Source organism: Bradyrhizobium sp. SZCCHNRI2009 (genome assembly GCF_032485115.1).
GTDB lineage: Bacteria > Pseudomonadota > Alphaproteobacteria > Rhizobiales > Xanthobacteraceae > Bradyrhizobium.
On record NZ_JAUEUH010000002.1, the window covers coordinates 761177 to 777149 of the forward strand.

Here is a 15973-nt window from a genome sequence, read left to right on the forward strand (position 1 = left end):
ACTCATGGCCACGCTGACCCGCCGCGCCTATGCCGAGCTGTATGGCCCCACCAAGGGCGATCTCATCCGGCTCGCCGACACCAGCCTGCTCGCCGAGATCGAGCACGACTACACGACCTACGGCCATGAGCTCCTGGTCGGCGCCGGCAAGAACCTGCGCGACGGCGAGGCCATCGCCGGCCACCGCACGTCGTCCCACAAGATCCTCGACGTCGTCATCAAGAACGCCACCATCGTCGACGCCGTCGCCGGCATCGTGAAGGCCGACATCGGCATCCGCGACGGCCGCATCGTCGGCATCGGCAAGGCTGGCAATCCCGACGTCATGCCGGGCGTGCATCCGGACATGGTTGTGGGCCACACCACAGCGCCGATCGCCGGCGGGCCTTTCATCGTCACGTCAGGCGCGATCGAAAGCCACGCCCATCTGATCTCGCCGGAGCAGTCGGATCACGCGCTGGCCGGCGGCACCACGACCATGATCGGCAACGGCTCGGGGCCGGTGTTCGATGTCGGCTCGGGCTCGGGGCCGAATTTTGGGCACTTCCTGAAATCGATCGAGTTCTCGCCGCTGAACTACGCGTTGTTCGGCCGCGGCGGCTCCAACCCCGAAGCTGTCGAGGAGGCGGTCGCGGCCGGCGGCATGTCCGTCAAGATCCACGAGGACTTTGGCGCCGCGCCCGACGTGATCGACAAGAGCCTGATCGCCGCCGACCGCAACGATTTCGCGGTGCATCTGCACACCGATTCGATCAACGAATACGGCTTCTGCGAGGACACGATGGCCGCGGTCGACGGCCGCACCATCCACATGTATCACGTCGAGGGTGCCGGCGGCGGCCATGCACCGGACCTGCTCAAGGTCGTGTCCTGGCCGAACGTGATCCCGTCCTCGACCAACCCGACCAATCCCTACACCTCCTACGGCATGGAGGAGGGCGTGCCGATGACGATGATCTGTCATCAGCTCAACTACAACGCGCCCGAAGACGTCATGTTCGGCGAGGCGCGGGTGCGGGCGCAGTCGATGGCGGCCGAGGATTTCCTGCACGACATGGGCGCGATCTCGATCTTCGGCACGGACACGCAAGGCATGGGACGTCTCGCCGAGAACGTCGCCAAATGCTGGCAGCTCGCCAGCGTGATGAAGGACCGCGTCGGCCGGCTGCCGGAGGAGACGACCGCGCGCGCCGACAATGAGCGCATCAAGCGCTACGTCGCCAAGCTCACCATCAATCCCGCTGTTGCCGTCGGCATCGATCATGTCGTCGGTTCGATCGAGGTCGGCAAGATGGCCGATCTCGTGCTGTGGCCGCGCGCCTCGTTCGGCCTCAAGCCCTACATGGTGATCAAGAACGGCTTCCCGGTGTGGGCCGCGATGGGCGACGGCAATGGCAGTCTGGGTCTCTCCGAGCCGATGATCCAGAAGCGGATGTGGGGCGCGCTCGGCGCAGCGCCACAGCGGCTCGGCGTCAACTTCATGTCGAAGCTCGCGGTCGACGCCGGCATCCGCGCCAAGCTTGGGCTCGGCCGTGAGACCGTGCAGATCAAGAACGTGCGCCGGCTGCGCAAGACCGACATGGTCCGCAACGCGGCGATGCCGCATGTCGAGGTCGATCCGCAGACCTTCGAGGTCCGCGCCGACGGCAAGCTGCTGATGTGCCCGCCTGCGACGACCGTGCCGCTCGCGAGGAGGTTCATGCTGCGATGAGCCGTCTCGCTCTCACCGGCACCGATGCGCCGATGACCGCCGCGCGCGTCGGCATCGGCGGTCCGGTCGGCTCCGGCAAGACCGCTCTGGTCGAGCGCCTGATCCCGGCGCTGCAGGCGCGCGGCATCGACATCGCGGTCATCACCAACGATCTCGTCACCGCCGAGGATGCCGAGCGCGTCCGCCGCTCGGGATTGATCGACCCGGCGCGCGTGTCGGCGGTCGAAGCCGGCGCCTGTCCGCACACCGTGATCCGCGAGGACCCGACGCTCAACATCGAGGCCGCCGACGAATTGGAGCGGCGCTTTCCCGGCGTTGAGCTGATCCTGCTGGAGAGCGGCGGCGACAATCTCGCCTCGACCTTCTCGCGCGACCTCACCGATTTCTGGATGTTCGTGATCGACGTCGCCGGCGGCGACGACATCCCGCGCAAGCGCGGCCCCGGCGTGATCCGCGCCGATCTGCTCGTCATCAACAAGGTCGATCTCGCCCCGCATGTCAGCGTCGATCTCGATCGCATGGAGCGCGAAGCGGCCGAGGTGCGCGGCGGCCGTCCGGTGCTCTTGACCAACTGCCGACGCGGCGAGGGTATTGATGCGATCGTCGATCTGCTCGAGCGCGAGGTGCTGTTCCGCACGTGAGCGCTTCAGCCCCAGAGCCGCCGCGGCTCGATCTCTCCTTCGTTCGCCGCGGCGGCCGCACGGTGATCGACCGCCGGCTGTTCGCGTGGCCGTTCGTGCTGACACGCAGCTTTCACACCGATGCCGAGCGGCCGGACCTGCTCAGCGTGATCCTGCAGACCGGCAGTGGCGCGGTGCATGGCGAGGACCGGTTGACGCAGCGCTTCACGCTCCATGCGGGTGCAGCCGTTTGCGTGACCACGCAGGGCGCCACCTCAGTCCATCGCGCCGAGCCGGGCGCACGTGCCATGGAGCAGGTGCTGCTCCGGGTCGAGACCGGCGCCAGGCTCGATTATCGGCCGGAGCCGCGTATTCTGTTTCCCGGGGCTGCCTTGTGCCAGGTGCTCGAACTGCACTGCGCCGCCGATGCTTTGGCCCTCGTGACCGACGCCTTCACGATGCATGACCCGGTCGGGCAGGGGCGCTTGTTCCGCGAGCTCGACTCCGCGCTCGTCGTGCGCCGGACGGGCGAGGCGCCGCTCCTCATCGACCGCATGCAGCTGCGCGATCCTGATGTCGCCGTCTTCAACGGTCATCGCGCATTCGGCTCGGCCGTGCTGATGCTGCCGCTGACGAACGATCTCACCGCGCTCCGCCAGCGTCTCGCCGATGCGCTGTCCTGCATCGACGGCCTCTACGCCGCGGCAAGCCTGCTGCCGGAGAGCGCCGGTCTCGGCGTGCGCCTCGCGGGCCGCCAGATGCGCCAGCTGCGCACCGGATTCGACGCGATCGCCGCGATCTATCGCGAGGCTCAGGCCCCGAGCGCGCCGGCGACGGCTCGGCCGACCGCTGCGTGAACCGCGTTGCGCTTGTCGTCGCTGGCCTTGGTTTCGGTGAGATAGCTGCTCACGACGACCGGCGCGCGCCCTGTCGGCCAGATCACAGCGACATCGTTGCTGCTGCCGCGCTCGCCCGCGCCGGTCTTGTCGCCGATGCGCCATTCGCCGGGCAGGCCGGCGCGCAGCTTGGCGCCACCGGTCTTGCAGGCGATCAGCCAGGCCGTCAGCTGATCGCGGGAGGCCGGCGACAGCCCATTACCGGTTGTCAGCTTCGCCAGGGTCTGGGCCATTGCCGCTGGTGTGGTCGTGTCCCTCGGATCTCCCGGCACGCTTTCATTGAGCTCGGGCTCGATGCGGTCGAGCCGGGTGATGGCGTCGCCGAAGCCGCGGATCGCACGGGTCAGGCCGGACGGGCCGCCGAGCGTCGCCAGCAGCAGGTTGGCCGCGGTGTTGTCGCTGAGCGTCACCGCGGCGTCACACAGCTCACCAACCGAGAGGCCGGACGTGCCGACATAGGCCTTGGTCACCGGTGCGTAGGACAGGATGTCGGCTTGCGCGATCGGAATGCGCCGCGCCAGCTGCTCGGTGCCGACATCGACCTTGGCGAGAATGGCCGCCGCCAGCAGCGCCTTGAAGGTGCTGCACATCGGGAACCGCTCGTCGAGCCGATGGCCGCCGAGCGCGCCGGTCGCGGTGTCCAGCAGCGCCACGCCGAGTCGCCCGCCGCTGTCGACTTCGATGCCGGCGATGGTGGCCTGCAGGTCGGCGGCAAGCACCGGCTTCGCCGCCAGCAGCGGCACGATTGCGAGCGGAAACAATTGCCGCCGTGTGCAGATCGTCATGGACCGTCCTCGAGTTACGTCGTCTCGAGATCGAAGTCGGCCCACACCGGCACGTGATCCGACGGCTTCTCCCAGGCCCTGACATAGCTGTCGATGCCGACCTCGACCAGCCGGTCGCTGGCCTGCGGCGACAACAGCAGGTGATCGATCCGGATCCCCGCGTTCTTCTGCCAGGCGCCGGCCTGATAGTCCCAGAACGTGTACTGCCCCGGCGCATCGGTGACGGCGCGCAGCGCGTCGGTGAGCCCGAGGCCGAGCAGCGACTGGAAGCTCTCGCGCGTCTCCGGGCGAAACAGCGCGTCCTCGACCCAGGCCTCGGGGTTGGAGACGTCGGCGGCAGCGGGGATCACGTTGAAGTCACCTGCGAGGATCAGCGGCTCCTCGGTCTTCAGCCGCTCACGCGCGTAGTCACGAAGCCGCGACATCCATTTGAGCTTGTAGGGATATTTTTCCGTGTTCGGCGGGTTGCCGTTGGGCAGGTAGAGGCAGGCGATGCGCACCACCCCGCTCTTGAGGCTGACCACGCCCTCCAGGAACCGCGCATGCACGTCCTCGGCATCGCCGTCGAGCCCGGACTTGGTTTCGTCGAACGGCAGCTTCGACAACAGCGCGACGCCGTTGAAGGTCTTCTGGCCGTGCGTCACCACGTTGTAGCCGAGCGCCTCGATCTCGAGCCTTGGGAATGCGTCGTCCGTGCACTTGATCTCCTGCAGGCAGACGATGTCCGGGGAGCATTCCTTGAGCCAGGTCAGGAGGTGATCGATCCGCTGCCGGACCGAATTGACGTTCCAAGTGGCGATACGCATTGGCTTGAGGTTCCCGGGGGGAAGGAGAAACGGCCCCGGTTAGATCAAGCCGCGACCACTCCGGTCAAGGCGGATGGCGTGGGAATCACAGGCGGGCGCAACATTCCGCAGGTGGCGCTGAACTGGCTGCTGCAGCGCCCGACGGTCGCGACCATCATCGTCGGCGCCCGCAACGAGAGCCAGCTGATCGAGAATATCGGCGCGGTCGGCTGGAGCCTGACGGCGGAGCAGGTGGCCACGCTCGACGCCGCGAACGACACGCCGGCGGCCTATCCGGTCTGGCATCGGCGCGGCTTCCCGATGCTGAACGAGCGTCGCTAGTCCAGGACGAGCGGAACTGCTGTGGATCATCAGCCTGAGGCCTCGTGCCTGCAGTGCCGATCCATTTGACGACGACGCCGGACGGGAAGTAAAATTAGGTTCGATCGTCACGTGGCCGCGCTCCGGTCATTCTGGAGCCGCCACAACGGGGGGCATCGACCCCGGACCGATCGGCGGTTGAGCCTCACGACTGTGCCGGACCCGCAGTCTTCAATGTGACGATGTTTGGCTCACTAAGTCGTCCCGGCGGACCGCATCAGATTTTCCACTGACTTGGAGGGTGGGCAAAGGCGCGCAGCGCCGTGCCCACCGCGCACCACGATCAGATCGTCCACCCCTCTGCCGGATACGCCAGCCCGTCGCTTGGCAATATCTCCGCGCCCAGCCCATTGCGAAACCGGCTGGCGTAGAATGCCAGCGGCAGGCCGTCCTGGTGGCGGCACCAGCGGACCTCGCCGATGAACACCGTGTGGTCGGCGATCTCGACCGTGCTCACGACCTCGCAGCCGAATTGCGCGATGGCCGCCGGCAGCAGGAAGAAGCCGTCACGCGCGTCCAAGGCAGGCGCGCCCTGTGCGAGGGCCGCGCCGGCGAAATGCCGGCCGATCGCGACATCATCGGCCGCGAGCACATTCACCGCATAGCGGCCGGACGCGCTCACCGCCTGCCAGGTGCGGCCGCGCTTGAGCGAGACCAGCACCGTCGGCGGCTGCGTCGAGACCGTGGTGAAACTGTTGGCGGTCATGCCGACCGGCGCGCCGTCGCCATCGCTGCTGGTGACGACGGTCACGCCGGTGGAGAACCGCGACGCGGCTGCGCGAAAACCCGCGGCATCGGGATGATGGCTCATCGGCCGCTCTCCGTCATCACGCCTCACGCCGCGAGCCGCGTCCGCTCGTCGATCCAGGCATGAATGCGCCGCTCGCTCGCCAGCCGGTCCCACTGCCGCTCCGGGTAGTTGAAATTGTCGGTGAACTCGTCGCAGAGCCCGCGATCCTGCGCCATGGTGAAGATCAGCCGGCCCATCGCCTCCGACGGCGGCTGCAGCATCAGGTTGGTCCAGCGCGCCGCGGCGAGCACGCGGTTCTCGCGCGCGCGATCGACCGTCTCGACGAAGCGGTCGTCGAACGCCACCGCCTCGGTGATCGCCTTGCCGAGTTCGAACGCGGCATAGGAGGCCATGTTGGCACCCTGGCCCATCATCGGATCGACCACGGAGTGCACGTCGCCGAGCGCAATCGCGATCTTGCCGTCGTCGAAGGTGACCGAGGAGCGCCGCACGGTCGGCACCACGGCGCCCTGCAAGAGGTCCAGCGGCTGCAGATCGAAGCGGTGCGTGTCGATCCGGTTGTAGGTGTGCGGATGGTGCTTCTCCAGCTTGTCGAGCAGCGTCTGCCGGAAGGCTGAGGGATCGGCGTCGTAGTTGAGCGACACCAGCTCGGCCATGTCACCGCCGGGAATGTTCTCCATCAGCAGCGCCGTCTTCATGCCGCCGAAGGTGAGCGTCGGAATCACGATCATCTCGCCATGGCCCGGAGAGACCGACAGCGTCACGCCGCGCGGATCGTCGCCCTCGGGGCTGCCGTGGTCGACGCCGTCATAGAGGCCGACGCAGAGCAGGCGCTGCGGCTGGTTGTAGGGCGACAGCTCCGGCCGGTGGCTGAACATCCGCCCCAGCGCGCCCTTGCCGGTCGATACCACCAGCAGGTCGAAGCGCGCCACCAGCGCCGGAATGTCGTCGTCCTGGATGCTGGCATATTCGATCGCGCCGCCGCGGTCCTCGAAATCCTTCATCAGCGCCGGCAGGTAGATCCGGTAGTCGACCGCGCGGCTCGGCTGCTTGAAGGCCCCGCGAAAGAGCAGGGGGCTGCCGGGGAAATTGAAGTAGTGATCGTGGTGGTGATAGACGAATTCGGGACTGTCCCAGTGGTTCACGCCGAGCTCGTTCTCGCGCGCCACGGTGATGCCGTGATGGGCCACCGTGTTCATCAACCGCGTTGCAGCATACTGTTCCGGCTCGCGGTCGGTCAGAACCGTGGCCTGGATGCCTTTCTTCTGCAGATACAGCGCCAGGTGCAGCCCGCCGATGCCGGCCCCGACGATGCCAATCGACTTCTCCATGGTCTCCCTCCGTTTGATTTTTTGAGAGGCTAGACCGGCCCGCCTCCTGACGTATACGGAATGACGAGAATAAAACTCATTCCGGGGAGGAATGGATGGACCGGATCGACGCGCTGCAGACCTTCATCCGCGTCATGGAAGCCGGCAGCTTCACCCAGGCCGCGGCCGATCTGGGCCTGGGACAGCCGGCGATCACCAAGCGCATCGCGCTCTTGGAGGAGCAGTTCGGCTGTCGCCTGTTCGTCCGCACCACGCGCAAGCTCCGGCCGACAGCCGAGGCCGATCGCGTCCTCAAGCTCGCCAAGGACATCGTCAGCTTGTTCGAGAGCGCGGGCATGCCGTCGCCGAAGCGCGTCGGCGCGCCCTCGGGCACCTTGCGGATGACGGTGCCGACCTCGTTCGGCCGCCATTTCTTCAGCGACGTCTTCGCCGAATATGGCCGCCGTTATCCCGAGGTGCGGCTCGACATCCGCTTCACCGAGCAGTTCGTCGACCTCGTGGAGACCGGGACGGAGCTCGCCATCCGCATCGGCGTGCTCAGCTCCAGCTCGCTGGTCGCGCGGCGCGTCGGCACGGTCAAGCGGCTGCTGGTTGCGGCGCCATCGCTGCTCGCAAGACACCGCCCGCCGCGGTTGCCCAATGATCTGCGCCAGCTCCCCTGCGTGACCTATTCGCGGCTGTCGCCGAAGAACGAGTGGAGCCTCGAATCCGAAACCGGCCGCCACGTCGTCGGCATCACGCCCTCGCTCACCTGCGACGACGCCGACATCATGACCCTGGCGGCGCTGGAAGGCCTCGGCGCCGCCGTGCTGCCGGACTGGTGCGCGGTTCAACACATTGCGTCAGGCAGGCTCATCCATCTGCTACCCGACTACGACGTTCCGTCGCTGCCGCTTCACGTCGTCTATCCCGACCCGCAATGGATGTCGCACCGCGCCCGCCTGTTCCGCGACCTGATCATCGAGCGCGCGGATGTGTTCACGATCGGGGCGCTGCAGTGAGGGAGTTTTCGCAACCACCAAGGGAGCAGTGCCCTCGCGACAAACGCGACTGTCTTCGCCCGGCTCGACCGGGCGATCCAGTGCGCCGAGGCGGTTGTGGCGATACCGATGGACCGCGGCGTACTGGATGCCCGCCTGCGCGGGCATGACGGCGAGGATGTGGCTGCATGGGAGCTGAAGACGCGCAGCAACGCCTCAGCGTCGTGGGCGCCGAGGCCACCGCTTCCGCTGCAGTATAGATGGAGCGAGGAGGCGCCGCGCTCTAGTTCATCCGGCGTCTCCACCGTCGTTGCGAGCGAAGCGAAGCAATCCAGGGCCGCCAAGGGCTCTGGGTTGCTTCGCTTCGCTCGCAATGACGAGGATGCTAGAGTTCTACCTCAAGCGACTGAAGAGAGACGGGACTGCGAGGGGGCGACAATGCGGCTGGCTGTGATTTCCGACGTGCATGGCAATCTGCCGGCGCTGGAGGCGGTGCTCGCGGACATCAAGATGCGCGGCGTCGACGCCACGGTCAATCTTGGCGACTGCGTGACCAGCCCCCTGTGGCCGCGGGAGACGTTCGATCTGCTGCAATCCGTGACGCTGCCCACGGTGCGCGGCAATCATGACCGCTGGATCGAGGAATGGCCGGAGGAGAAGTTGTCGCCGGCCGGCCGCTTCGCGCAGGTCGCGCTGACCGCTGAACAGCGCCGTGTGTTGCATGCCCTGCCGGCGCGGATCGCGCTGGAGCATGGCATCCTCGCTGTGCATGGCACGCCAGACGATGACTGTGCCCTCCTGCTCGAAGAGATGCTGGACGATGGCCGCTACGTCCCGGCGCGTCGCGACGTGCTCATCTCACGGCTCACCAACATCGGCGGCGCCACGCTGGTGCTGTGCGGCCACAGCCATCGGCAGGCGGTGGTGCAGGTGCCCCGTGGGCCGCTGGTGATCAACCCCGGCAGCGTCGGCTGCCCGGTGTTCGGCGACATCCCGATCGCAGCCCAGCTCGAACATCGCTCGCCGCACGCGCGCTATGCGGTTCTGACCGAGCGACGCGGACATTGGCAGGCCGAGCTGCTGGCGCTGACCTATGACTGGGATCACGCGGCGGCGCGTGCCGCCGAAAACGGTTTTCCGCATTGGGCCAGTGCCTACGCCTCCGGCGCGGTGCTGTGAGGGATCAGCGAACAACGACGTGGTGATTGCGATCCCGCGTGCACGTCGGGCAAATCGATCCACCGCATGACCCATGTTGGCGATGCCAATTGGGCGCAGCCGGCGTCGAATAGCGTGCGCCGAGAGATTAATTTCACGAGCGCCTTCAAGCTGATTTGCCCTGTCCAGTCCCGGTGCGAAAAATATCGTGGTTTCGCTTTTACAGAATTCATGCTCCTATGTCGCCGTCCCGCCCCGGCACGAGGGGCGTATCGCGATCGTCACGACACGCGGGGTGGGATGCGATGGGCGTCGTGGGCCGCAGCATGGCGTGATGCCGTGCGGACGAACGGCACAGGGCGCACGCCGAAATCGCATGGTCCTGGTCTCCCGACGCTGAGGCCACGCCGGTGGTGACGATGATCCGCCGGTCACGGGGGCAAGACAGCCCGGTCCCCGGGGAGAATGCGTATAAGGCGTAGAGCCGTCGTGCAGGGAATGCCGGTTGACCGGCTGGACCTGTGGTGACTGCCGCCTGCTTTCTTTCTGCAGGCGGGCCATGGGTTGCGGCCAGCACCCGGCATTCCCTGCGCCCTCGACCTGAACGAGGGGGAAACGGACGATCATGACTCGGGCACATCGTGCCGCGGGAACGATGAGTTGCATCCGGCGCTGCCAGCGCGCGCATTCGGAGGTTCCGTAATTCTACGGGCGGAACAATTAACGCGGCTGAAGCAGCCGATCAGGCATGGCAAGGGACCACAAGGAAAGCATCGCGCCCTCATGAATTGGCCTGGGGATCCCACGAGTTCGAAGCGAACCGCAAGCGCCAGTCCGCTGGGCGCGTTCTTCCTTTGGATCGGCGGCTTCGGCGCCATCGAGGGTCTCGACGACGAAGCGCTGACCGAGCGCGATCGCCGGCGCATCCGGGCGCGGCAGGTCGATGCCGTCGCGCGCCTCGTCCCCGTGACAATCGGCATCAATTTCGCGAACGCGGCCATCATTCTCGGCGTGTTCTGGAACACCGTCTCCAATCTCTTCCTCATCGCGTGGGGCACTGCGATCGGCGTGGCCGGCGGCATGGCGCTGCGCGGCTGGTGGCGCGCGCGCAAGTCGCGGCCGCAGGAGGCGTCCGAGCGCGCCATCTCCCGGATGACGCTGCAGGCGTTCTTCTTGGCGACGATCTGGGGATCGCTGCCGCTGATCGTGATGCCGCAGGTCGATCCGCATCTGCAGATCATCGTGGGTTCGCTGATGACCGGGATGATCTCCGGTGGCGCGTTCGCGATGTCGAGCGTGCCGCGGGCTGGTCTCGCCTACACCTGGACCCTGATGCTCGCCTCGGTGGGCTCGCTGTTTCTGTGCGGCGGCGCGACCTATCTCGTGCTCGTCGTGTTCCTGCTGCTCTACACCTCGTTCATGGTGCGGCACCTGGTGTCGCACGGCAACGTGTTCCTGGAGAACCTGAAGGCGCAGATCCGGCACGAGCGCCAGAACGAGACGATCTCGCTGCTCCTGAAGGAATTCCAGGAAAACGCCGCGAGCTGGCTGTGGCAGACCGATGCCGAGGGCCGGCTGATCGACGCGCCGCAGCGTTTCGCCGACGTGGCCCAGCTTCCGCTCGATCAGCTCAAGGGCGAGCGGCTGATCGATACGCTGAAATATCTCTGCCCGACCGATACGGCGACGCTCAAGACGTTGGCCGATCGCATGGCGCAGCGGCTGTCGATCCCGGAAATTCTGATCCATGTCGTGGTGGCTGGCGGCGAGCGCCGCCGTTGGGCGCTGACGGCGCGGCCGGCGCGGGATCACGAGGGCAAGTTCGCAGGCTATCGCGGCTTCGGCCGCGACGTCACCGAGCGCTGGCGGGCCGAGCAGGCGGAAGCCGAAAGCCGTGCCAAATCCGACTTCCTGGCAATGATGAGCCACGAGATCCGCACCCCGATGAACGGCGTGCTCGGGCTCGCCTCGACCTTGCTAGAGACGAAGCTCGACGACGAGCAGCGTCACGCGGTCATGACGATCCGCGAGTCCGGCGACAACCTGCAGCGCATCCTCAACGACATCCTCGATCTGTCCAAGCTCAACGCCGGCAAGCTCGAATTCGAGACGGTGGATTTTTCGCCGGCGGCGCTGGTCGAGGCGGTCACCGCCATCATGGGCGTCAACGCAAAATCGAAGAGCCTGCTGGTCAATGCGGATATCGATCCGAAGCTGCCGCCGGCGCTCAAGGGCGACGTGGCGCGCATTCGTCAGGTGCTGATCAATCTTGCGTCCAACGCGGTGAAGTTCACCGAGCAGGGAGGCATCACCATCGCCGTGGCCTGCCGCACGCGCGACGACCACAGGGCGACGATCGAGTGGCGCGTCTCCGACACCGGCATCGGCATTCCCGCCGATCGGGTCGGCAAGCTGTTCACGGATTTCGCCCAGGCCGATGCCTCGATCAACCGCCGCTTCGGCGGCACCGGGCTCGGGCTGGCGATCTCCCGGCGGATCATCGAGCAGATGGGCGGGGTCATCGCGGTGTCGTCGGTGCAGGGCGAAGGCTCGACCTTCCGCTTCAGCCTGACCTTGCCGTGGAGCGACAAGCAGGTGTCCGATCAGCGCGGCGACCGGGTCGGCGCCGGCGACCTCAAGGCACGGATCGAGGCACTCGGCCGTCCCTTGCGCGTGCTGATCGCCGAGGACGACGCCACCAACCGCATGGTTGTGTCGAAGATGCTGCAGGAGTTCCCGGTCGATAAATGCATCGTTCCGGATGGCGTGCAGGCGGTGAAGGCGGCCGACGAACAGGAGTTCGACCTCGTGCTGATGGACGTTCGCATGCCGGAAATGGACGGCATCGCCGCGACCCGGGCCATCCGGGCCAAGGGTGGACGGCTCGCCGAGCTGCCGATCATCGCGCTGACCGCGAACGCCTTCCCGGACGACATCAAGCAATGCCGCGAGGCCGGCATGACCGACTTTCTGGCCAAGCCGTTGCGCAAGCCGGCCATGGTGGCGGCAATGCTGAAGGCGATCGGAACGCCCGCGCCAAACGTCGAGGCGCCGGCGCTTGCGCCGTCAGATGTCCCGGCTGCGACGGCGGAGGCCTGAGCCGACAACGAGGGGACGCTAGACCGAGAAGCTGGTGCCGCAGCCGCAGGAGGCGGTGGCGTTGGGATTATTGACCCGGAACGAGGCGCCCATCAGGTCGTCGACGAAATCCACCTCCGAGCCGGCGAGGAATGGCACCGAGGCCGGATCGACCAGCACGACCGCGCGATCGCGCTCGATAACGAGATCGTCGTCGGCCTTGGCGCGGTCGATGTCGAACTTGTACTGGAAGCCGGAGCAGCCGCCGCCTTCGACCGAGATGCGCAGCATCGCGCCGGCGCTCTCCTTGCCGAGGATCTCTCCGATGCGGCGGGCGGCGCGTTCGCTGATGGTGACGGGGCCGGTCGAGGCATCAGTCATGGCAGGAGGTCTCCGAGGTAGCGCGTCATGCCCTATTCATTTGGTGCCGGGCGCTCCCCATAGTTAAGTGGGCTCCGCCGAGGAATCAAACCGCAAAAGGAACAATCGCCCGTGTCGGTCGGAATGGCTGCCCCCCGCGCTCCCTATTCCTGCGATCCCGATCGCAGCCGGGGCCGCCTGTTCGCCGAGCCGCCGTCCCGGACCCGCAGCGCGTTCCGCAGGGATTGCGACCGCGTCATCCATTCGACCGCCTTCCGCCGGCTGAAGCACAAGACCCAGGTGTTCGTCTTCCACGAAGGCGACCACTACCGCACGCGCCTGACCCATTCTTTGGAAGTGGCCCAGATCGCCCGCGCGCTGGCCCGGCAGTTCGGCCTCGACGAGGACCTGACGGAGACGCTGGCCTTGGCGCATGATCTCGGCCATCCGCCGTTCGGCCATGCCGGCGAGCGCGCGCTGAACCGCTGCATGGCGGACCATGGCGGCTTCGACCACAATGCCCAGACATTGCGCATCGTCACGTCGTTCGAGCAGCGCTACCCGGATTTCGACGGACTCAACCTGACCTGGGAATCGCTCGAAGGCATCGTCAAGCACAACGGGCCGTTGCAGGAGCCGATCCCGCCGGGAATCGCCGAGTTCAATACCCGGTTCGACCTGGAGCTGTGGAGCTACGCCTCGCTCGAGGCTCAGGTCGCGGCGCTCGCGGACGACATCGCCTATGATGCCCACGACATCGACGACGGGCTGCGGGCCGGCCTGTTCACGGTCGACGACCTCAAGGAGATTCCGCTGCTGGCCGCGATGATCGCCGAGATCGACCGCCAATATCCGGCGCTCGATCCGATCCGGCGCGGCGCCGAGCTGGTGCGCGAGCTGATCTCCTACCTGATCGCAGCCGTAGCGGCAGAGGCCGAGCGCCGGATCGCGCGGGCGCAGCCGATGTCGCCTCACGACATCAGGCGGCACAGCGGGCCGCTGGTGGCATTTCCGGCCGATGTGGCCGAGCATGAGGCGACCATCAAGGGGTTTCTCTGGCAGCGGATGTACCGCCATGAGCGGGTGATGCGGGTGATGCGCGACGCCGAGCGCATCGTCGCCGACCTGTACGGCCGCTACCATGAGGACGGTTCGACGCTGCCCGCGGGCTGGCTGGACGGTTGCGACGGCGAGGGCGATCGGGCTCGTCGCATCGGCCATTTTATCGCCGGAATGACGGACCGTTTCGCCTTAACCGAGCACCACCGGCTTTTTGACTCGACTCCGGATTTGCGTTAGGCGGCGGCATGGTCGAACAAGCTTCCACGCCTTACCTTTTTGCCGACATGCTCGCGCGTGTCCACGCCGTCTGCGCCATCATCGCCAAGCAGGGCGGCTGGCCCGAAGGCATCGATCTTTCGCGCGTGGTCGTCGAGCCGCCGCGCGATCCGAGCCATGGCGACATGGCCACCAATGCCGCGATGGTGCTCGCCAAGGAGGCGAAGGCCAAGCCGCGCGAACTCGCCGATGTGATCGCCGAGCGGCTGCGGGCCGATGCTCTCGTGGCGAAGGTCGATGTTGCCGGGCCCGGCTTCATCAACCTGACCCTACAGCCGGCAGTCTGGGCGCAAGCGCTCGGCACGATCCTGCGCGAAGGCGCTGCCTACGGCCGCGTCGCGCCGGTGCCCGGCGCGCCGAAGGTGAACGTCGAGTACGTGTCGGCCAATCCGACCGGGCCGATGCATGTCGGGCATTGCCGCGGCGCGGTGTTCGGCGATGCGCTATGCAGCCTGCTGCAGTTCGCCGGCCGCGATGTCACGCGCGAGTACTACATCAACGACGCCGGCGCGCAGGTCGACGTACTCGCGCGCTCCGCCTTCCTCAGATATCGCGAGGCGCTCGGCGAGGACATCGGCGCCATTCCGGAAGGGCTCTATCCCGGCGACTATCTCAAGCCGGTCGGGCAGGCGCTCGCGGCCGAGCACGGCGACAAGCTCAAGGCGCTCGCTGAGACCGAGTGGCTGCCGATCGTGCGCGACAAGGCGATCGCGATGATGATGGCCGAGATCAAGGATGATCTCGCCGCGCTCAACATCCGTCATGACGTGTTCTTTTCGGAACGCTCGCTGATTGCAGGCAGCACCAACAAGGTTGCCGACACGATCGAGTTCCTGCGCGAGCGGGGCGACGTGTATGAAGGCCGTCTGCCGCCGCCCAAGGGCGCGCCGGTGGAGGATTGGGAGGATCGCGAGCAGCTTCTGTTCCGCGCCACTGCCTATGGCGACGACGTCGATCGGCCGCTGATCAAGTCGGACGGCAGCTACACCTATTTCGCCTCCGACATTGCCAACCACCGGCACAAGTTCGAGCGCGGCTTCGCCGACCTGATCGACGTATTCGGCGCCGATCACGGCGGCTACATCAAGCGCATGCAGGCGGCGGTGAAGGCGGTGACGGCCGGACAGGCCGTGCTCGACGTCAAGGTCGTGCAGCTCGTCAAGCTGTTGCGCAATGGCGAGCCGGTGAAGATGTCGAAGCGCTCCGGCGACTTCGTCACCTTGCGGGAAGTTGTTGATGAAGTGGGGCGCGATGCGGTCCGTTTCATGATGCTCTACCGCAAGAACGACGCCGTGCTCGATTTCGACCTCGCCAAGGTCATCGAGCAGTCGCGCGACAATCCCGTGTTCTATGTCCAGTATGGCCACGCGCGGGGGCATTCGATCTTCCGCAATGCGCGGGAGAGCTTCCGGGACCTGCCGGAGGACGAGGGGGCGCGGCTAGCGTTCCTCCGCGAGGCCAACCTCGAAAAACTCTCCGACTCGGCCGAACACGACCTCTTGAAACGCCTGGCACTGTACCCACGTACGGTGGAGAGCGCAGCGCTGGCGCATGAGCCGCACCGGATCGCCTTCTACCTGTATGAACTTGCAAGCGAATTTCACGCCCTCTGGACGCGGGGGCGGGATTTGCCCTATTTACGCTTCATTATCGATGATGATGCAGAATTGACCAAGGCACGTTTGGCCATGGTTCAGGGCGTCGTCTCGGTTCTGGCGTCGGGACTTGCGATCTTGGGCGTTAATGCTCCTGATGCAATGCGCTGATTGGGGGAAACACACGACTTCAGTTGGGGGCCT

The 15973-nt window shown here is 66.5% G+C and carries 14 protein-coding genes; 9 read left to right on the top strand and 5 right to left on the bottom strand.

Translation table 11 applies throughout. The features are described 5' to 3' along the window. Positions 1-4 precede the first annotated feature (4 nt). The 3 genes from ureC to QX041_RS11085 are packed head-to-tail and all read left to right on the top strand — an operon-like array spanning position 5 to position 3188. Positions 5-1711: an urease subunit alpha gene (ureC, locus tag QX041_RS11075; protein WP_316165300.1), complete on the top strand. Its 1707-nt coding sequence runs from the start codon at positions 5-7 to the stop codon at positions 1709-1711. Next, the gene (gene ureG, locus QX041_RS11080; protein ID WP_316165301.1) at positions 1708-2352 is read left to right on the top strand and encodes an urease accessory protein UreG; all 645 of its coding nucleotides are present in this window, start codon (positions 1708-1710) and stop codon (positions 2350-2352) included. The genes ureC and ureG overlap by 4 nt, the downstream gene beginning before the upstream one ends. After that, on the top strand, positions 2349-3188 hold the full coding sequence (locus QX041_RS11085) for an urease accessory protein UreD (RefSeq protein ID WP_316165303.1): 840 nt from the start codon (positions 2349-2351) through the stop codon (positions 3186-3188). The genes ureG and QX041_RS11085 overlap by 4 nt, the downstream gene beginning before the upstream one ends. Here the strand turns inward: QX041_RS11085 and bla are convergent. Next, positions 3143-4012: a class A beta-lactamase gene (gene bla, locus QX041_RS11090; RefSeq protein WP_316165305.1), complete on the bottom strand. Its 870-nt coding sequence runs from the start codon at positions 4010-4012 to the stop codon at positions 3143-3145. The genes QX041_RS11085 and bla overlap by 46 nt on opposite strands. Positions 4013-4026: 14 nt before the next feature. Then, positions 4027-4818 carry an exodeoxyribonuclease III gene (gene xth / locus QX041_RS11095; protein WP_316165306.1) on the bottom strand — a complete coding sequence of 264 codons (792 nt, stop codon included), beginning with the start codon at positions 4816-4818 and terminating at the stop codon, positions 4027-4029. A gap of 78 nt (positions 4819-4896) precedes the next feature. On the opposite strand from xth, the gene QX041_RS11100 reads away from it, so the two are divergent. Then, positions 4897-5139 (top strand): aldo/keto reductase, encoded by a 243-nt coding sequence (locus QX041_RS11100; protein WP_316165307.1) that lies wholly within the window; start codon positions 4897-4899, stop codon positions 5137-5139. Between the two features lie 322 nt (positions 5140-5461). Here the strand turns inward: QX041_RS11100 and QX041_RS11105 are convergent, their stop codons facing one another. Next, positions 5462-5989 (bottom strand): flavin reductase family protein, encoded by a 528-nt coding sequence (locus QX041_RS11105; protein ID WP_316165309.1) that lies wholly within the window; start codon positions 5987-5989, stop codon positions 5462-5464. A gap of 23 nt (positions 5990-6012) precedes the next feature. Further along, positions 6013-7260, bottom strand: a complete 1248-nt coding sequence (gene styA / locus QX041_RS11110; protein WP_316165311.1) for a styrene monooxygenase subunit StyA — start codon at positions 7258-7260, stop codon at positions 6013-6015. A 95-nt stretch (positions 7261-7355) separates the two neighbouring features. Between styA and QX041_RS11115 the strand changes: the two genes are divergently transcribed. From QX041_RS11115 to QX041_RS11125, 3 genes are all read left to right on the top strand, one after another. Further along, positions 7356-8261 carry a LysR family transcriptional regulator gene (locus QX041_RS11115; protein ID WP_316165312.1) on the top strand — a complete coding sequence of 302 codons (906 nt, stop codon included), beginning with the start codon at positions 7356-7358 and terminating at the stop codon, positions 8259-8261. A 417-nt stretch (positions 8262-8678) separates the two neighbouring features. After that, complete coding sequence (locus QX041_RS11120) at positions 8679-9419, top strand: metallophosphoesterase family protein (RefSeq protein WP_316165448.1); 741 nt, start codon at positions 8679-8681, stop codon at positions 9417-9419. A 762-nt stretch (positions 9420-10181) separates the two neighbouring features. Then, positions 10182-12497, top strand: a complete 2316-nt coding sequence (locus tag QX041_RS11125; RefSeq protein WP_315750995.1) for an ATP-binding protein — start codon at positions 10182-10184, stop codon at positions 12495-12497. Between the two features lie 18 nt (positions 12498-12515). Here the strand turns inward: QX041_RS11125 and erpA are convergent, their stop codons facing one another. Continuing rightward, entirely contained in the window at positions 12516-12857 is a 342-nt protein-coding gene (gene erpA, locus QX041_RS11130; protein ID WP_315711699.1) for an iron-sulfur cluster insertion protein ErpA, read from the bottom strand. Between the two features lie 111 nt (positions 12858-12968). On the opposite strand from erpA, the gene QX041_RS11135 reads away from it, so the two are divergent. After that, positions 12969-14135: a deoxyguanosinetriphosphate triphosphohydrolase gene (locus tag QX041_RS11135; RefSeq protein WP_315711700.1), complete on the top strand. Its 1167-nt coding sequence runs from the start codon at positions 12969-12971 to the stop codon at positions 14133-14135. An 8-nt stretch (positions 14136-14143) separates the two neighbouring features. Next, on the top strand, positions 14144-15940 hold the full coding sequence (gene argS, locus QX041_RS11140; protein WP_316165313.1) for an arginine--tRNA ligase: 1797 nt from the start codon (positions 14144-14146) through the stop codon (positions 15938-15940). Positions 15941-15973: the final 33 nt, after the last annotated feature.